A 20,736-nucleotide genomic window follows, 5' to 3' on the forward strand; every position below is an offset into this window, starting at 1 on the left:
TACATTTTTTACGTAAACAAAATAATTCAGGTCAATTGCTGTACATTTCAGGATATGATTATATACGAATTTTTATTATTAATGTATAATATTTGTTGAATTTTACTTTTAAGGTGGTTGCGTATATAGTAAAATTATACTTAATATTCACATAATTATCTCGAATAATGATAAATTTTGAAGTATATAGTATAACATTAAAAAAGTATTTACTGGTAAATTGCAAGAGTTAACCAGAGAAATCAATTAAAAAGTACTTAAAGAATGTAAATGGGGAGGGGTTTTTTTGTTTAAAGAGTTTGACCTTATTACGAAGAAAAGGGAAGCAAAATTGCTGGATATGGCAAAGTATTTGCCAGAACAGGTATATGTGTCAGCAATAGAGGGTTACAGAAAGTTTGAAAAAAGTGGAGAGCCACCAGAGATTAGCTGGATGAGTTTCTTTATAAATGAGATTGGAAAACATTATAGTAAAAAGTTATCAGGTTTTTCGCTACTTAGTTTGGTTGAATTTGGTTTGCACAAAGATAAGTTTTTAGCTCGTAGAATAGATATTAACCATAGTACACAATCAAACAGAAGTGTTTTTAATGAAGCAGGGCGTTTTGCTTTGCCAAATTTTCAATATGATTATCCTTTAGAAAAAGAGCATGCAAGAAAATTAGTTAGTATAATTTTTGATTATTTTTATCAATGCGATTTACCAATCTGTAATGAAAATCTTGATCATCATGATATGAGTAAATACACGCAGGTAGATACATATACAAAATCCCTCCTTAAGAATTTTATAAATGATTATGCCCATAGAAGCTGTTTGTCGGGGAAAGAGCTAGAGCTTTATGGGTTTGAAGCATATCCAGGAATACTATATGCTACAAATAGAGACTGTTTAGTAATGATTGCATTTAAGCCAGTTAATGCTTTTTTTATTGATGAGAGCATATGCGACTTAGAGAATGTATTTGATATATCTGTAGGTTTTTTTAGTAATACAAGTGATGTTTATAATTTTGAATATGAAACACTAGCAAGCTTTTTTAGAAGTTACTCTTTGTTGTTACACCAAAAAGAACTTGAAAAAAACATTCGTGATTCTATAGGTGAATCATCACTAATATCGAGGTATTGGTACACTGATGGGCTAAAAAGCATTACAGACCGCCAAGACGAATTAAATAAGGAAGCAGATTCTTTTGCGTTTTCAAGAACTTTTGTAGAGCAGATTCTGGCAGCTAAAATTGATGGGGTTAAAAATGTTCAAACTTATCCATTTGACAGGTGTTTTATTTTTAAAGACTCTGCTTTAATTGATAAACGCGAAAATGGTGAATATTCTGAGAACGACTCAGTTACTATATGTGCTTGTGAGGCAATGTTGTTTAAAAAAAGTATATCTGAGAATGAGGAAATAAAAGCACAAGATAATTATGTCTATGAGTGGGATAGGTTTAGTTGTAATATAAAAGATTTTGATATTGACTACACAAAAAAACACATTATTTTTAACCAATGGAAATTAGATAGAAAAGAACGTGCAAAATTAGATCATGGGGTTAGGAATAAACTCCATGCTTTTCAAGAAAACGAAGCTTCCTGTGTTGATTTTATGATATATAATTTGATAAGTCATAAAGCAAAAAAAAGACAGCTTTTAGAGTTAGAGAAAGAGTGCTTTACAAGTGAAGATGGTATTTGCTATATGTACATAAAGAATGTAGATTTAGAAAACATGCCTACTTTAAACTATTTTCAAAAAAAATACTGGAAGGAAGTATATAACAAAGACAAAAACATATGTAAATTTATAGAAAAGGTGGATACCCGAAATTCTAAAGTGGTCTTTATTTCTTATGATCCTGCAAAAGCAAAAATGAAAAATGGCATAAAAATTGATCAAAAACATGCTTTTACTATGGTGATTATAGTTAACCAAGACATTCAAAAAAATATTATGGAAATTAATTCTGAAAAAGAAGGTTTAAAAACAGCACTTAAATTGATTGTGCGTCAGAAAACAGAAGCAGCGGAATTAATTAAAATGGAGCGTGAAAATCAAAAAAACTTTATATCAAATCAATTAAAAGTGGCTATGCATGGTATAAAGGGACGTATTAATGATACATATGTAAAATCAGAACTTGACAGGGTTATAAGAGATTTTAGCAGAAAAATAAAGGGCGATTCACTAGAATTAAAACGTATTTATTTTAATCAAAACACTCATGAGGAACGTATGAAACAATTTTTAAGTACACTTGTAGAAAATACTTTTGACTTTGATAGTGGTAAATCTTGGGATGAGGTTGTAAGAGTAGCTATACAAGAATCAGTTTCTAGCTATTGCGTAAAAGGAAAAAATGGTGAAATACTTATCAATGCTAACATTTATGAGAGTTATTTACCTAACTTTGAAATACTAATAGATGAAATAACCCTTCAAGAAGCGTTTCATGTAATTATAAAAAATGCAGTAGAAGAAGCGGAAACAACAAATGATAAGTTTTTTTCTATGCAGATGAATTTAGGTAATATTGAAGGGGACTCGGGAATATTAAACATTCAAGTGGTTAATTCATGCAATCCAATAACAAAAGAGCGGTTAGATGACATGAATACTACAGAAGATATCGTAGCTTTAAATCATAATAAAAGTGGATCAACAGGGGTAGGTGTTGGATCATCAAGGAGACAGTTATTAAGTAGATTTGGTGAAGATGCTAAAATTAAGTACTGTATGATTGCAAAAAATAAAATTCTAACATCATTAACTATGCCAATAAAACTTAGGGAAGAACAGACACTTTTTGCAGAAGATGAAGTTGTTTCTAACAAAAAAACTGTATATGAAATAATTTATTTAGAAGATGAGGAAGCAAATTTTGAATCATCATGTGCATTTTTATCTACTCACTTTCCAAAAACTTTTATTCACCATGCAAATACAGAGGACTTAAAGCCATACATTTATGGAGCTAAAGTGCTATTTGCAGATATAAATGTTCCAAAACACAAAAATGGTGACCCTAAACGCACATATGGTATGAAAGCTATAAAGGCTTTTATGGATGCTAATGAAAATGGTGTTACATTTGTCTTATCTAATGAAGAATCCACACAATTATTGGAAAGTTTAAATGAGAGAGGATTTGAAGGTAGTATAAGTACAGATTTAAGTGATATAAAATCAGGACATGTTTATTTACCAAGCAATGTTAAGTCAATCGAGCAATTATTTAAAGACTATCCTGAAATAGAGAATTTTTTAAAACCTTTAGAGGTGGATACGGTAAAAGAAAAAGGTAATACGATATTGCCACAATCTATTGAAATAAGTGAATGGTCTTCATTGTCTGAATTAAATTGTAATATAAAAAAGCTTACAAGTGGGAATGTTGAGCCATTATATTACATGAAAGTAATGGAATTAGATGAATTAAAAAAGGTATTTCAAATATGGCACAAATCAGAGATATATATAGAAGAAGATGAAGAAAGAGAAGCAATATCAAATCCTGATATTGTGAAAACACTTTTAATTTTGCAGTCAGGTAAAAGTCTTTCATGTAGTATTTTAGACGAAGTATTATTTGGATTAAAGTATAATGTGCTATTTTTACCAAAACACGAAGAAGAGATTTATAAAAAATGTATCGATATAATTTATAACTACAATGGAAAGATAAGCTTAAAGAGCAATGGCATTTTATCTTCATTAAATCATGATTTAGCAAAATACAATAGTGAACGTATTAAAAGCCTTAGATCAAAAGTTATGTCATTAAATATTTATAATAACATTAAAATTAGAAAACCAACTGATTTTCTAAATGAAAATACAGAAGAAAAGTTAGAAGATTTTTCATTGATTCAAGAGGTTAAAAACAATTTGGAGATTCATGCAACTAATCATAAAGATGCACTTCTTGAAAAGCACATAAATAACTTAAGGTTTTATATTGATATTTGTAAAGTATTAAAGGGGGAGGGATAATATGTCTTTTTCATCAAATAAGAGGGCTGAGATTATATGGATTGATGATATTTTTGGACAAGAAGCTATGTCAAAGAGATTGGATGAAGGTATAGATTTTTGGAATGAAATGTTTCAGGCACCTGAAAAAATCTATCGCTTGTTTGACATTAAAATTAAATTGATAACAAACTATGAAGATGCTATTGCTTATATTAAAAATATAAAACTAAATAGAAGCACATATCATTATTTCATTGTAGATCTTACTTTGCCAAAAAACAAGAAAAAATTAGAAGAAGGGAATTGTGTACCTACTTATGGCAAAAAAATAGGGAAGCTTCTTCAAGAGAAAGAATTTGACTTTTCATTTTTAACTAGTTCAAGTGACCTTGGAGCATTAAGAACAGATGAGAAAGACCTCTTACTGGCAGATTTTAATATAAAGGATTATCATAATGATTTATCATTGCCAGAATCCCTGAAAAATAAAATGTTGATTAAGCTTCAGAATAATATTTCTTGGATAAACTTAAAGTATAATTTTTTCAATAAAATTACTGACGATTCTACTATTAATAATAATAAAGAAGAAGAATTTGAGTATTTTCCATATATCGATAAGTACAAGGATTTTGTAAATATGTCTGAATTTAATCAGATAAATCTAAATGAACCTGTTTTTCTAAAGAGCCATCGTGATAATAGTAATTCTTTTGAGCAACAAAGTGTTTTACTATTGCTGTCAGAGACGTTTTTTAACTGTTGTAGCAAGGGTATGCAAATTCAATATTACAATTTCCAAATAATAGACGACGATAAAGCGGAACTCAAATACAACACTTTTACAGCTCAGTTGTATGGTAAAAAGAAAGAGGATATTTTATGGGTAATAAAAACTAGAAATCTTCCTCAATCGGTATTTAAAAAGTTGCAAAACAGTCTACGCAAAAGCAAAGTTATTTTTATAGTAAGTGATGATGAGTATGAAAAATACTTAGAATTGATAGATGGCAGATACAGTGTTTATGATTTGCCTTTCTTCAAACCAGAAGACTATTATTATAAGAAAAACCTATTTGATCACATATTAAATTTGAAAATATCCCAAAAGTTATTTGATGAAAATAAAAACACATTTTCTTTATATCAAGAACATCCTGAATTAATATTAGATATACATGCATATATGGCTCTAAGTGATCCTTCTTTTGGTGTGAGTAAGCTTTCTGACTCTTATGAAATGTTTGAATGGGTTACTAAGGTGTTTTCACATTTCAACCAATCCATTATTGACAATATTGTGAATAACAAGCCGACTATGTATGAAAATCTTTTAGGTAAGGATATTATAGAGACATTAGATGAAAAAGAAGTTATAAGCATTAAAGAGAAAAGTGTAGAGTATTGGCTAAAGGTTTCGTGGGGATTTCCTCATGGTGTTCAAGTTGACCGTTATATTGATAATCCTATGCTTATAAATCTTTGGGAAATGAATACTATAAAAATTCTCTCTAATTTACTTGAAGCGATTGAGGCAACAGATAACAGTACATTGATAGGATTAAAAGAAATTTTCAATAATTCATATATTTCAGCAATTATCAATGAGACAGACCGTAGCAAGCTAAAAGAAGCTAATACTCTAGTGAAATGGCCTCATAGACAGTATCCAATGCCAGCGATTTTTCACAAAAAGTTTGAAGAGGATAACAAGCATCTATGGATTAATCATGATAAATTGGATTATGTTAATTATTCTAAAAAAATGTATTTATATTATTGTCAGCTTGAAATGTATCTTGATTACTATGACAGGATTTTAGTATTTATTATGGAGACATATAAATATCTACCTAAAATAACTCATCCTTTTATTAAGATGGTTTTTGAGGATATTAGTAAAAAAGAGTTATCCCCTTCAAATAGTGAGTTTAAGGAGGCTCTGAAAAAGTACATATTTGGAATGCTCGCTATTTCTTCTGTTTTTTCAGAAATTATAATTAATCAATCTGAAGAATCAGACACTAATATTGGTTATTTTAGCTCAGATGAGGCATCTGATTTAGCATCTTATAATAAGAAGTTTAACCTTTTGCTAGATGTTTTTAAAAACACAACAGTTTATGATATTAATACAGATGAATTTATAAAAGATAAACAATATACAGGAAACTACTCAAAGAATTACTTACAAGAAATTAATCAATTATCATTAACAAATACCAGCAGCATGGCAAAGGATTTGATAAGAGTTATAGAGTTAGAAGAACATGATGAACAGCCACTTTCTGTTGAGACATTCATAAAAAGAATAGCTCGACTAAACATGCAAAGAAAAGACAATAAATACATTCAAAAGCCAAAGGATGAACTGGGACTATCAGATTATGAGCAGTCTATTTATACTGCACTTTTAGATACTAAATTTAAGCAGTATTTTAAGTGGGTTGATTTATTTAACTACTTTGATTTCCCTTTTAATATTATAAAGTATATGGATACAACACTACATTTTAAGTTAATGATAAATACTAGAAACAAGGCATTAGAGCACAATTTAGTCAATATCAATAATGACCTATTATACGAGAGCTTTATTTTTACTTATGAAAGTTTATGGCTACAGTATCAACATATTATTGCTGGAATTAACCCACAAGATGAGGTTTTAAAGCATAAAACACAATTTGTTAAATTTGATGGAGAAGTTAAGCCTAAAAACTTAAAATTTAACACTGAAACAATAAAAAGTCGCAAGGATTTTGTTGATAAAGTGGATGGATTTTACTCAGTAAAAAAGAAAAATTAGTATTTATAGTTTTTTAAAAGACTATATAAGAGATATTAGGGTTTAGATATCTATAAATTGTAATAGTAAACGTTTAATTGTATATAAATGTGAGGGGGAAAATTAATGAATACTAACTGTTCAAACCATGAAATAAAAGATCTTGAAGAAATAGTGACAGGTTTTTTAAGGTGTCCTTTATGTAAAATTGCTATGTCAAGAGAAGAGTGGGAAACGGAAATAAATAAAAACAACACTCCTTGGTATAAAGAAGTAGAATTAAATACTGATATGTGGTACAAAGAAGCTTTTACAGAATTTCCATATGTTATTGCTCATGAATACAAACGCCTTTATGATATGATAAGCAACGGAGAAACATATGGAAGTATAATGCAAATAAAGGATGCTTTTGAAATTGCTTTAAAGTTTCCTATACTTGTAATTTTAGAAGGTTGTGAAAAAAAGATAAGAGAAATTGCTGAAAAGGCTTATATGGATAATGCTGAGGATTATAATTCAAAAACTCAGTCTGAAAATGCCAAAGAATTAAAGAAGTTTGATATTGATAGTTTTAAAGAGAAACATAAAGATTTATTTTATATTGTAAATACAGTTCTTTCTAAAGCATTGGCAATAGGGGACTGGGAGCAAATAGGAAAACATGCTGCAAAACTAAATGTAGAAGAAGACATGCCCCAAAATGCAAAAAACATATACGCTGAATTTATCAAAATCATTAAAAAAATAGTAGGTATATTTAATACATATAAAATAACCAACTGGAGAAATGATACTATAGGCCATGGCGCACTTGCACTAGAAGATATTGATAATATATTTCAGGAGGAAATTAAAAAGTTAGTAAAAGCTTTAAAAGAAACTATGGCTCTTTGTAAAGACTGCTACAACAAAATAGGATTTTATACAAATGAAAGCCTTTTGCTTTCAGGGAATAGCATTGACATTAATTTTGATGAAATTAAATCCTTTAAAGTTCAACTTAAAGAAAATGCAAATGACTTTGTAGAGCTTGATCCTTACCTTGTACATCAGGCAAGCAAATTATATGTGATGGATTCATTTAATAAAAACAAAAAATGTGCAAAAGCCCTTAATTACTCACACGGTAAAAAAATATATAACAATCCTCTAGCACAAAGGCTTGAAAACATTAATAAAGCATTGAATGTTGCTGCTGTTCCTTGTGACGATGTAATGGATGCAAATTTAAATGCTCACCAAAGAGAAAAGTTTGAAAAATTAATGTTTGACAAGGAGATTTTAAAGCCAACTCATATGCACGACAAGCTTTTATCATGCCTTAATGAAAATGAAAAAGGTATTTTTATTTTTAGGGGTGAAAGAGGAACAGGTAAAACAGTTTTTACAGATGCAATTGATGAATTAGGGAGTTCTTCTTATACTAATGATAAGCATAGAATACATGGGGTAATGGTTAGAGCATGGCATTTTAATTCTATATACAATTCCCGTATTGATAGTTTTAAAGGTGGAATTATAGGTAAATTAGAAACTAAGGTAGAAAAGGAGGAGGGTGAAAAAAACTTCTTCCAAATGCGTTTCAGGGAACTGAGATAGAACAGTATTGTTCAAAATTTATCTGTGAAACAAAACCTGATATCATAAAATTTGCAAAGATTCTTGGTTATATCAAAGACTTTTATGAAGTTGAAAAGCTATTGATTATTTTAGATGGAATTGATGAGGTAAAAACTACAATTGAGATTACTGGTCTATATGAAGAGAAGTATAAAGAAAAGTATTCTAAAGTATCTATTTTTGATTTTATACCTGAGCCTAAAGATCTTCCAAAAGGAGTGTTTTTCCTTATAACAAGCCGAACAAAAAAGGAGCTTGAGCATAATAAATACATCACAGAAGGGCTTGAGAAGCTTAAAATAACAGAAGAATATGAATTTGACCGACATAATCCTACTTATAGAGAAATAATAAAAAAGTATGCTAAAAAGTATATTCTTAAAATAAATGATCAGGAAATGAAAAATGAAATAAAAATTAATAAGGATAATGAAGAAAATAAAGATAAGCTTGCAAAAATTAAAAGTTTGGAGATTGAGGTTGAAAAGATTTTAGAAGATGCTCAATATAGATTTATATACTTAAATGCGTATAAGAAACTATATGAGTGCAATATTGATATTAATGCAGATAAAAATAAACTTTTAGGAGTGTTTTTTGAAAACATTAAAAAATCCAGCAATGCTTATTATGATAAGGTTTTAAGATTTATGATGATTCTAGCATTAGCAGAAGAAGGAGAAAATATATCATTAAAGGAAATGGCATATCTTATGGGGGAGGAGACCATTACCTTTAGACTTATGGGAATAATTCACGATATGAGATCCTTTATTGATTTTGAAAGAAGTGGAGCTGCTGCTAGAGGTAATCTTATAAGCATTTCTCATAAAGAGTGGAGAGAGAATATTTTATTTTTTGATAATGAGAAGAAGAAAGAAATAATTGAAGATTTGAGACAAATGTTTAATGCATTTGTAAAAGGTCTTAACAGTGGTGATAATATTGCTAAAAGTGATTATGACGGAGAGACATGGCTTGCGGCAAATATAGTAGGAATAGTTAAACCTAAAAATTTAAATGGTGCAAAGGTGACTTTGAAAAAAGTAATTAATTTTTATAATAACCCACAGGGGTATATTGTTGAAAGGTATATTAAAACCTTAGACTCATTGATACAAGTACTTTTACAAATGCAACATGAAGAGACTCTTGAAACCCCAAATGATTTGGCTACTGCATATATGAAAAGAGGATTAGCCTACTATATAAAGAGAGAAAAAGCAAAGGCAATAGAAGACTATGATACCAGTATAAAAATCATGGAAAAGCTAAATGAATTGTATAAAGAAGGAAAAGTGAATTTTGACCCAAATGATTTGGCTATGACATATATGAACAGAGGAAACGCCTACAGTTCAAAGAGAGAAGTAGAAAAGGCAATAGAAGACTATGATGCCAGTATAAAAATCATGGAAGAGCTAAAAGAATTGTATAAAGAAGGAAAAGTAAATTTTGACCCAAATTATTTAGCTACTGTATATATGAACAGAGGAGTAGCCTACAGTTCAAAGAGAGAAGTAGAAAAGGCAATAGAAGACTATGATGCCAGTATAAAAATCATGGAAGAGCTAAAAGAATTGTATAAAGAAGTAAAAATAAATTTTGACCCAAATTATTTAGCTACTGTATATATGAACAGAGGAAACGCCTACAAATCAAAGAAAGAGGTAGAAAAGGCAATAGAAGACTATGATGCCAGTATAAAAATCAGGGAAGAGCTAAATAAGTTGTATAAAGAAGGAAAAGTAAATTTTGACCCAAATTATTTGGCTTCTGCATATATAAACCTTGGAATACTCTACTTTGAAATGGATTCAAATGAAGGCTATAAAGAGGCTTTAGAATTATCAAAGAACGCGATAAACATTCTAATAGAAATAGTACCTAAAATACAATATTTACAGGAAGATTTAATTAAAGTTATGTACATAGGATGTGTATCTGCAAAAAAATTAGGTGTTATTGAAGAACATACAGAGAATATTGCATCTTGTTTTTCTTTGATAAATAATGATTTGCTGGAGGATTCACAAAAGGAAATGCTAAGTACTATAAAATCTATCATAAATGAAACAATTGAGCAGAATTAACTACATAAATTTTTATCAAATACCAAAAAAATATCTCTAAAGAATCAAAATGATGAAGAAGAACTTAAAATTGTAAAAGAAGCTTTAAATAATCCAGCTAGATAAAGTATTATAAACATGTATTCAATGATATCGTGGCGGAAGCTGCAATCAAAGTAGTTCCGCTACGATAAGCATAATATCTATATCTACTGGGGATTTTGACAATAAAGGCAACATCGGGAAAGTATATATATCTTGATATTCCAAACTGCTTAGTAAAGAAAATGTACTGTGAATATTTATTCAAGGAAATAGGTATTAAATCCATCTATAAACATGTATCAAATCTTAAAACAATCCTTAATAAACTAAAAATCATTTCAAATAAAACAACTGAATCAAAAAATATCAAATTTTTTTCCACCCTATTATAGTACCATATTTATAAAGAGCTCACTTAAACTAATTGATTGGAGGTGATGAAACCTAATTTACATGTTTGAAAAATCACAGTTCCTCGGTATTGGGAATCTAAAGAGCATACCGAACCCGCGGTGAATGATAAAAATGGATCGATCCTCAGTAATATAACTGGAGGATGATGTCATGATTAACAAACTAATTAACCAATTTATTAAGATTATTAAGTCAAATATTTATCTTGATAGCAAAAAAGAAGAACTAGTTACATATGCAATGAGAATAATAATTTTTGAACTTATAATAGGGACATTTTGTATTGCAATAAGCCTTTTGCTAGGTGTTTTTAAATTTTTGGTTGTAACAACAATAGGTTTTGGAGCAATGAGGGTATTAGCAGGTGGAGCTCATGCCAACAGCCGATTAGAATGCTTTGTCTTTTACAATATTATTATATGGGGAGTAATTTATCTTTCAACGATGCTTACAATAAGTACTGAAGTAATAGTTATATTGATGATCATTAATATCTTTGTATTGTCATTATATGCCCCAGGAGATACCCTTAAAAAGCCAATTATAAGAAAGAAAAAGCGAAAGCTATTAAAAATTGCTTCAATTATTTTAACAATACTGCTTCATGTAGTTGCATTGTTAATTCAAAGTATGGAAAGTGTTATAAGCAACATTCTAGTATTATCATCTATAGTTACAGTGATATTACTTTTACCCCTTGGATACAAGCTTTGTAGATGTAAAAGTGGGTATAAAAACCAAGGATCAGATATAATTAAATGTTAAAGGGGAGTGTGTTAAATGAATAATAAGTTGAAAATAGCAGTATTTAATATAATAGTTGTTGTTACTGTATTTGTTGCAACAGTATCAACATATGCTTCTTGGCCTTTTAGAATTTTTCAGGAAGAGGTTCCTAAATGTTTACTAGAAAAAGATGACTAAAACTAAGTTTTTCTAATTTATTAAAGGATGTTGCTTAAGGTCATAAACTATGATAAAAAGATTACATAATGAGTAGTAAATATAATACTTGTACTTTTTCCATACTTTGAGGTTGTTTTTTTACTCTTGATAAGAAATATGATTTACTATAAAATAAAATTGGACAATAAATGTTATATTATGTTAAGGACGCAAATAGTGTCACTCATGATTAAATATATCAATTATACCTTGAAATAGGGGGAGACTATGAAAGGTCAAAATAAAAAGGAGCGTCTTGAAAAGATTAAAGATCTCATCAGACGCAATAATGGAGCGACAAAGCTTGAAATATCAGATAAAATCGGAATCTCAATTGCTACAACAGCAAGAGACATAAAGTATCTTAGGGATATGGGACATAAAATTCTCTGTAAATCGGGACGATACAAATTAGCAGGGGAAGCTGTAAAACCCATAAAAAACATTAAATATTCAATGAGTCAAAAACGTCAATTTAATCTTTTGTGGTTTATAAGTGAAAAAGGTTTTTGCACCCAAAAAGAGCTTAAAGATTTTTTTACCCGACCAACTAAGGATGATCTTGGTTGTGAAAAGTCGAAGATATGTACAAAGACCCTTAAAAAGTACTTGAAAAATTTGATGGATCAAGGAATGATTTTATATAAATGTATACCTCCAAAAGAAGGAGGATATTATTTGGCTGAAAAGCAGTTTGATAAAGAAGGGATTCCTGTAGAACTATGTGTTAGAATAATTGAATTTATAAGAACCAATACTGCTCCACTGCCATTTAACAACAAACTTCAGACAATTGTGGAAAAACTAGAAAACGGCATTATAAGGAGCATTGCAGGAAATGATCAATATCCTACAGGTGATATTCTTGACAACGTTGGACTGTCTTATAAAATTTTTACCGATGGAAAAGACAATGACGTGACACATAATCAAGAGGAACTATTATTTGAACTTGATAATCTTTGTCAAAACTGTTCTTTTGCCGAAATATGGACCAAGGGAAAGGATAAACCCTTAAAACATTTTTGTCTTTTGACTGTATGCAGAGTTTCCCTTGGATGCTGGTATCTTGTTGTAAAAACCCGTAAACGCAAAAGACCCTACAGCCTTATAAGGGTTGATAGAATTGAAAAGGTCAATAGAATGGACAATATAAAACCTGATATAAATCTTTTTAAAAGGATTCAAAGCCAAAAGCTTGAAGCCTATGACGATATAGTGGAGAGTTTTGGTATGGGACTTGGAGGAAAAGTAGAAATTAAGCTTAAACTATCTTCTGACAAACAGATAACAAACAACATTATAACAAGGCTTGAAGATAATATTATTGAAGAACAGACTGTTTGTAATGAGGATGGATTTTGTGTGATAACTGTTTTGATAGATGGAGTTTCTGATTTTATGCACTGGATTAGAGGATTTGGATCAAAAGCAGTGATTTTAGAACCTGAACATCTTAGAAATCTCCAGTATGAAGTGGCATTAAAAACAATTGAGAATTATCAGGAGGCACATGATGAGAACAAACTGTAGTGATGTAATAAACATTATAAAGTATATACTTTTTAATGAGGGATGTACTATAGCTGAAATAGCAGCAGGATTGGATTTTTCTTCTGCCTATGTTATAAAAATATTAAAATCTGTTTATGACGATCCCTTGATAAACATAACTCTTTGTTATTCAGAAGAGTATAAGGATAGATGTGTATTTGAAGATATAAGTAAACGTGAATGTGTAAATAAGGTTAGGTGGAAGGTAGAAAGTGATAAATTAGATGCAATTCCGGCGGGTATTTTGACAGAAGAACAAAGATTAATCCTAACTGCTGTAATTGAATGCTCTAGTATACAAGTAAATGATGAAGACTATTCTTCTATTTTAGATAAAGCAACACCAAGTCCAAATTCAACAGTAGTTGTATTTGATATACCTAAAAAAACAGTTGAGAACAATGGGAATATGAATATTCTACAAAGAGCAGTGCAAGAGAGACATTATATTAAAGCATCACTTCTTAATACTACAGATAATTACCTTTTAAAACCTCATGGATTTATAAGAAATGACTTAAATGGAGAGTGGTTTTTGATTGCTCAGGATGAAAATGACAACTCAAAAGTTCTTTTGGTATCAAGTCTTAATTCTATAAAAATTATGCCTAAAACTTTTACAAGAGATGTGCCTGTAAACAGGGAATGGGCTTTGAAAATTTTGAGCGATGACATGGTTGAAGTTAAAGTAGAGTTTGATTGCTATGAAGCAGTTTTAAAAAAAGTAAGGAGTGAACTTACTAACAAAGGAGCCCTTGTAGAAGTAGGAAATGATAAAATACTTTTCAAAGGAGTTATCAGCGATATAGAAAATTTTAAGACTTTTATAATGAGACTTGGCTCATCAGCAAGGGTATTGTCTCCAAAGTTTTTAAGAGATGAGATAATAAATGAAACACAAAAACTCATTGATATACTTGAGAGAATAGATTCTTAGGTTTAGTAGTATGTAGGTAGTTTTTATTAAACGTGTATTTGAGTATGTACCATAATTAAATTGCAAATTATACTAATATAGGGGTATAATATAATCAGCGAATTATAAATAAAGGGTGATAGTGTGAAAAGACAGCCTGTAGGCATAGACGATTTTAATAAAATAATTTAAGAGGTGAAACAATAAATCAGGCCTTAGAATCTGACTTAAAGGGGGAGAGACAAGCATATGAGTGAAAACAATAATTGTAAAATGGTTTCATATTTAGAAAGTGGTAAATACATCTTAAATTATGAACCTAAGGGGACGGTGGTCTATAGTAGTGGCGGTGAATTTATAACTAGCAAGGGAAGAAATTATAATAAGTCCTCTACACTGTTTTTAGATTTAGGCAATAGGCTAGAAGAAGGTGTAATTGACCACCATCACCTAAACACTATTACAAAAGACAATGTGGAAGAAAAGGTTACCTGTGCCGCTCAATTGGTTTTTTTATACCCAGAGTATTTTAAACATATAGCAGATTGTGAGAAAGTAAATATAATTCTTCATGATGAACCTGATTTTGATGCCATAAGTAGCTTGTTTTTAGTGATCTATTATAATGAATACAAAAAAATTCCTAAAATATCACAACTCCTTATAAAATATGCTGGTGAAAATGATCAAGGTAAGCATAGAACTGATTTGAATTTTTTAGAAGAACCCATTAATGTATTAAAATTCTCTTACATAATAGAAAAAAGTGAAAATAAATCGACAAAAGGAAGAATTGAACTGTTTAACAATGTTGTAAGAAAAGGCTTGCTTTTGTTGGAAAAAATAAATGAAGCTATTGAAAATGATCTATATGGTGAAATTACCTTTGATGTAAAAAGTAAAGATAAGCTTTTTTCTATCTATGAGGAATTCTTTAAAGAAGAAATAAAATGCATTCAAAAAGATTATGAAAAATATAAGAAAGAACGTGATAACCCAGATATTTGTATAAAAAAATGTGTAGCATTGCCATTAAAAAGTGATGATAAAAAAACAATTGAAGTAGATGCACTTATATGGAAACAAATCCCCGATTGTATCATGCATAAAGAGTATGCAAGAGTAGACAAAACTTCATCATCATGTCAGGGATATGTACTAACCTTTATTCCTGTAAAGTCAAAAGATAAGTACAAGAAAGATGTAATAATATCTGTAAGAAATGACGGTGAAGTAAACTTAAAAGGTATTTGCAAGTATTTTGAATTAAAAGAGCAGGAATTAAGAGGAGAATTACAATGTAACGATAACGAGAAAAAAGAAGGCAATGGGAGGAAGAACTCAAGCAAACGACCAGGATATGAAAACCAGATATGGTGCATAAATGATGACCCTTGGTTTGATGGCAACAATTATGACTACACAATATTGCAAGGACCTACTGCGAAAAGCCTATTAAATTACAGACAAATGCAAGAATGTTTTGCTCAATATTTATATCCTGTAGTTAATGAATTTGAGTTAAAAGTTGTAATACCCTTTAACCTTTTTTCAAAAGATAACAATAAATCCATAAGTTATAAAGATAAGCTTAAACAAAGTGAAGAAATATTTAAAGATTTTTGGGACTGCAATGATAGTCAAAATCAAAAGGAAAAAACTTTAGAAGAATCAGGGGATTGTAAAGAGTATAAAAAAGATACACTAGAAGGAGCTAGTAAGAAGTTTTACCAATATTTTACTGAGTATTATATGGATGTAAATGATAAAAGAAGAGTTCAGCATTATAAATATATAAAACCAAATGTAGATAAAGCAATTGATTTTTTCAAAGACGATACAGATAATAAGGAAGATGCGCAAATAAAGTATATACTTAATAATATTAGAATTACAATTACTGCATATGGTACAGCTTTTTTAACCCTTGATCTTTCTGTAAACCTAAATGATTTAAAAGAAGGGAAATATACACTAAAAGCAGAAAGGATGCTACTGGAAAATAAAAGATTAAAGCAGAAGATTCTAAAAAAAGTAATAGAGGGAAAATTAAAAAGTATTCTTCCAAAAAAAATTCTTAAAAAACTTAAAGAACAAAGAGAAATGATAACACCTTTGTTTTATACTTTTTTGCATACATTTAATGAAGAGCCTTTTACTGCTTCAGCTGATAATTTATCATATAGATTTGGAAATGTTATTGATAATGAGATATTTGTATCTGATTGTGACAGAGAAAATGTAACTACTTTAAGTCTTAACAAATATACTTCATGTTCATTTAGCAAAAATGGAGGGAGTATTGTCATAAAAAGACATAACCTTATGGATGAATATAGGAATGATGGTTTGGAGGAAATCATCGAGAAACTTAAAAAAAGCTTTATGACTGAGTTTTTTGAAATATATATGTTTGCATTACATCAAAGGACAACTCTAATGCATTTTTCAGAGGATTTAGCAGAATGTGCTCTGTGTAAAAACAAAGGACTAAGTCTTCTCAGAGAACAGTTTTTAGACTTTGTGACTCAAGGTTGGTTTGGGCAGATTACAGGTTATGAAATGGAAAATCAGATTTATAAAAAATGGATGAATGCCCTTGAAACTCAAAACCTTTACAAGGAAATAGAACAGCAAATTACAGTATGGGATGATTATAATAGAAATAAGCTTATATCTATAGGGCAATATATAGCAGCTTCTATTGTGCCATTTGCTTTTGTAGCATATATAGGAGACATTTTTATTAATTATGACAGGATAAGTGGTGAAAATATCTTTAGTAAAATATTTCATGTTATTAGAAATCCCGTATTATTATTTAATAGCTCTAAATCACAGGCTATTTGGTTTAATATTATCTTATTTGCAGTGTTTATATCTGTAATAGGTGTAGTTATAAAGAAGAGTTCAAATAAGAGACTTAATGGAAAGAAAAATAAGTGAACTCGTTTAGATAAAACTGAATTAGAATTTTTACCTGAAACGCCGATGTTTAGCAAAATCTAAAAAAGTTAAATATTAGGTCAATTCTTAGCGAAAAAAATTAATGTTAAAAGCTAAATATAAATTGTCTTAACATTTTATGATACCCTAATCTTAGTGAACTAATCTTAATAAACTAATACAAGATTATCAAAAATATGACGATATTAATGTCATACAATTTTTTTCTATGATTATCTAAAAACTAGAATGGGTATATATTGATAGAAATAATGCCAATTGCCAAATAAGTATCTTGGGAGGTTTGCATAAATGAAAAATAACATCGAAGAATTTAACAAGTATCTTAAAAAAGAAGACAAAGAAAAATGTGTATTTTTTGCATTAAAACTATTAAAGGACAAAGATATTGATGTTGTGGGCTTATATACAAAGATTTTAGAGCCAACATTAAATAGCATAGGTTGTGAAATTGGAGAGGAAAATCTATGTATTTGGAAAGAACATGTTAGAACATCTATTGTAAGAACAATAATAGAATGTGCTTTTCCCTACGTAATAGATGAAAGAGATGCTAAGGGTGTACTTAAAAAGAATCAAAAAGTAGTAGTTGTTTGTCCGGATGGAGAATATCATGAAGTTGGTGCAAGAATTATTGCAGACTTTTTTACACTATGTGGATATGATACTGTTTTTGTTGGAGGAAGTACACCAAAGACAGAGTTTTTGTCTGTAGTAGATTCTATAAACCCCTGCCTTGTATCAATTAGTGTTACAAATTACTATAACTTAATTTCAGCTAAAAAGACAATAGAACTTTTAAAAGAAAAAGCCAATAATAAGACTAAAATTGCTGTTGGTGGCAATGCTTTTAAAAATAAAGAAAATATACACAAAGAGATGGGTGCTGACTATTTGATGCAAACATTTGAGGACATTAGAAAAGTTGCAGAGGGGGAGTTGAAATGAGGTTACCTTTTAAAATAGCCGTAAGATTTTTAAAGTCTAATTTAAGTCAGACGATTTTAATATTTATAGGAATATCAATAGGGGTATCTGTTCAGGTGTTTTTAGGTTCACTAATTCAGGGACTTCAAAAAGATTTAGTTGAAACTACAGTTGGAAATTCGCCACATATTACAATTGAACCAAAGGATGATGATTTAATAGAAGACTGGACTGGTATAGTAAAAAAAATCAGGGAATCTTCATTTGATACTAAAGCTGTATCTGTTTCAGCCGATTCACCAGGTTTTATTAATTATAATGACAAGACAGAGTCGGTTTTGGTACGTGGTTTTTTGCCAGAAGAAATGAATGATATATACAGCATAAAAGACAATCTTATAGATGGCAGTATTCCAGATTCAGAAGGTGAAGTTATTATAGGTAAGGATCTTGCATTAGAACTTGACATCTCTGTTGGAGATAATATAGAAATTATTACTCCAAAAAGAGAAATTGTAGAATTAAAAATTACTGGTCTATATGACTTGAAGGTTTCAAGTATTAATAAATTATGGATTATTACAAATCTTCAAACATCTCAAAATATTTTTGACTATGATAATTCTGTTACTTCTATAGAAATTCAGGTTAATAATGTTTTTGAAGCAGGTATAATAGCTGATGATATTGAGAAAATTTTAAATCCACAACTAAAAATTCAAAACTGGAAAGAACAAAATGAGCAGCTTTTAAGTGGACTTAGAGGGCAAAGCATTTCTAGTATAATGATACAGGTTTTTGTAATGATTTCTGTACTGCTTGCTATTGCAAGTGTTTTGGCAATTTCTGTTGTACAAAGGTCAAAACAGATTGGGATATTAAAGGCTATGGGTATAAATGATAAAAGCTCAAGTATGATATTTATATACCAAGGGTTGATTCTTGGTATTATAGGTGCATTTGTTGGAATTTCTTTAGGGCTGGGATTATCATTTATGTTTACTAAATTTGCAGTTAACCCAGATGGTACACCAGTTGTAAACTTGAGGATAGACTATTCATTTATTGTTTTATCGGCAGTTATTGCAGTGGTAGCTTCTGTTATAGCATCACTAATCCCTGCAAAGAATACGTCAAAATTAAATCCAATTGAGGTGATAAGAAATGGATAAAATAATAGATATTAAAAATGTAAATAAAATTTATGGGAAAGTTATAAAAACACAGGTACTATTTGATATAAATTTAAGTGTTGAAGCAGGATCGTTTAATTCAATTATTGGATCTTCGGGAAGTGGTAAAAGTACTCTTTTAAATATTTTAGGAACTTTAGACAAGCCAAGTACTGGAGATGTATATATAAATAACAATCTAACAGTAAAAATGAATAAAAATCAATTGGCTCAATTAAGAAACCAAACAATAGGTTTTATATTTCAATTTCATCATTTACTGCCTGAATTTACTGCACTAGAAAATGTCCTTATTCCATATATGATACGAAATAATGGGAAAGTTTCAGATGAAATAAGAAAAAGGGCAGAGGAGTTAATGGAATTGGTGGGAATATCAAAAGTGAAAAATAATCTTGCTGTAAATATGTCAGGAGGTCAACAACAACGTGCAGCAATTGCAAGGGCGCTTATTAATAATCCACCATTAATATTAGCAGATGAGCCAACAGGAAATCTTGATTCTGAGTCAACAGAAATAGTTTATAACCTTTTAAGAGATATAAATAAAAAGTATAAAACTACATTTATTATTGTTACACATGATAAAAAAGTAGCTGAAATGACAGATAGAATTATCGAAATTAAGGATGGTAAAATCAGCATGGACATAATAAGATAGCAGTAGGGAAATAGAGACGGTTCTTTTTGAGAAGAGCCGTCTTCTAGTTTCATCATAGTAACCAATCATAATCTTGTCTGTAGTCTACTATGGCATCTACATAATAGTATAGGCTTTCACTTGATAAATAAGCAGATACTGTTTCCCAATTAATAGTTTGGGGTTTTTTTAGGATAGTATTAAAGGATGAGATAGTCATGGATTCCTTTCAGGGCATTTTTCTAGGTATTTTGCTTTAGATTATTAAAAATATCCCTTCAAAAATTAATTGTATAATGATATAATTAGAACAAGAATACAAGAATAAAATTGAAAGGAAAAATATATGAAGAACGAAGAATTTCAAAAATTAGTTTTAGAGCAACTTTCAGGGCTTAAGGATGATGTAACAGGGCTTAAGGATGATGTAACAGGGCTTAAGGATGATGTAACAAGGCTTAAGGGTGATGTAACAGGGCTTAAAACTCGTCAAGATGAAATTTACCATGTTGTTAAAGCTATTGAACATTCTAACCAAGTTGGGAAAGCTGAACTCGACAAGCACGAATTCAGGATTGCCAAAGTAGAAGGCAAATTCAAGAAAGTTGCAAAAGTAATGGATGAAGACAGTGATAAAGCGTCAAATCTCTAATTATAAGGAATGCCAAATTATCCA

Annotated in this window: 13 protein-coding genes; all 13 read left to right on the forward strand. The window is 29.6% G+C overall.

The window, feature by feature from the left end:
• Window positions 1-286 precede the first annotated feature (286 nt).
• The 13 genes from RBH29_RS13345 to RBH29_RS13405 all read left to right on the forward strand — a co-directional run bounded on the left by RBH29_RS13345 (window position 287) and on the right by RBH29_RS13405 (window position 20,712).
• Window positions 287-3,994 (forward strand): hypothetical protein, encoded by a 3,708-nt coding sequence (locus RBH29_RS13345; protein WP_306697418.1) that lies wholly within the window; start codon window positions 287-289, stop codon window positions 3,992-3,994.
• 1 nt (window position 3,995) lies between these two features.
• Window positions 3,996-6,785 (forward strand): hypothetical protein, encoded by a 2,790-nt coding sequence (locus RBH29_RS13350; protein WP_306697419.1) that lies wholly within the window; start codon window positions 3,996-3,998, stop codon window positions 6,783-6,785.
• A 105-nt stretch (window positions 6,786-6,890) separates the two neighbouring features.
• A complete protein-coding gene (locus RBH29_RS13355) occupies window positions 6,891-8,366 on the forward strand; it encodes a hypothetical protein (RefSeq protein WP_306697420.1) in 1,476 nt (491 codons plus the stop codon).
• A gap of 101 nt (window positions 8,367-8,467) precedes the next feature.
• On the forward strand, window positions 8,468-10,480 hold the full coding sequence (locus RBH29_RS13360; protein WP_306697421.1) for a tetratricopeptide repeat protein: 2,013 nt from the start codon (window positions 8,468-8,470) through the stop codon (window positions 10,478-10,480).
• 588 nt (window positions 10,481-11,068) lie between these two features.
• A complete protein-coding gene (locus tag RBH29_RS13365) occupies window positions 11,069-11,683 on the forward strand; it encodes an accessory gene regulator B family protein (RefSeq protein WP_306697422.1) in 615 nt (204 codons plus the stop codon).
• 15 nt (window positions 11,684-11,698) lie between these two features.
• Entirely contained in the window at window positions 11,699-11,842 is a 144-nt protein-coding gene (locus RBH29_RS13370) for a hypothetical protein (protein ID WP_306697423.1), read from the forward strand.
• 249 nt (window positions 11,843-12,091) lie between these two features.
• Window positions 12,092-13,396 carry a WCX domain-containing protein gene (locus RBH29_RS13375; RefSeq protein ID WP_306697424.1) on the forward strand — a complete coding sequence of 435 codons (1,305 nt, stop codon included), beginning with the start codon at window positions 12,092-12,094 and terminating at the stop codon, window positions 13,394-13,396.
• Window positions 13,380-14,354 (forward strand): WYL domain-containing protein, encoded by a 975-nt coding sequence (locus tag RBH29_RS13380; protein WP_306697425.1) that lies wholly within the window; start codon window positions 13,380-13,382, stop codon window positions 14,352-14,354. The genes RBH29_RS13375 and RBH29_RS13380 overlap by 17 nt, the downstream gene beginning before the upstream one ends.
• A gap of 228 nt (window positions 14,355-14,582) precedes the next feature.
• A complete protein-coding gene (locus RBH29_RS13385; RefSeq protein ID WP_306697426.1) occupies window positions 14,583-17,279 on the forward strand; it encodes a hypothetical protein in 2,697 nt (898 codons plus the stop codon).
• A 312-nt stretch (window positions 17,280-17,591) separates the two neighbouring features.
• The gene (locus RBH29_RS13390; protein WP_306697427.1) at window positions 17,592-18,248 is read left to right on the forward strand and encodes a cobalamin B12-binding domain-containing protein; all 657 of its coding nucleotides are present in this window, start codon (window positions 17,592-17,594) and stop codon (window positions 18,246-18,248) included.
• Complete coding sequence (locus RBH29_RS13395; protein ID WP_306697428.1) at window positions 18,245-19,399, forward strand: ABC transporter permease; 1,155 nt, start codon at window positions 18,245-18,247, stop codon at window positions 19,397-19,399. The genes RBH29_RS13390 and RBH29_RS13395 overlap by 4 nt, the downstream gene beginning before the upstream one ends.
• Window positions 19,392-20,081 carry an ABC transporter ATP-binding protein gene (locus RBH29_RS13400; RefSeq protein ID WP_306697429.1) on the forward strand — a complete coding sequence of 230 codons (690 nt, stop codon included), beginning with the start codon at window positions 19,392-19,394 and terminating at the stop codon, window positions 20,079-20,081. The genes RBH29_RS13395 and RBH29_RS13400 overlap by 8 nt, the downstream gene beginning before the upstream one ends.
• A gap of 325 nt (window positions 20,082-20,406) precedes the next feature.
• Window positions 20,407-20,712 (forward strand): hypothetical protein, encoded by a 306-nt coding sequence (locus RBH29_RS13405; RefSeq protein ID WP_306697430.1) that lies wholly within the window; start codon window positions 20,407-20,409, stop codon window positions 20,710-20,712.
• Window positions 20,713-20,736 lie beyond the last annotated feature (24 nt).

Origin of the sequence: Herbivorax alkaliphila, assembly GCF_030848475.1 — a bacterium.
Taxonomy (GTDB): domain Bacteria; phylum Bacillota; class Clostridia; order Acetivibrionales; family Acetivibrionaceae; genus Herbivorax.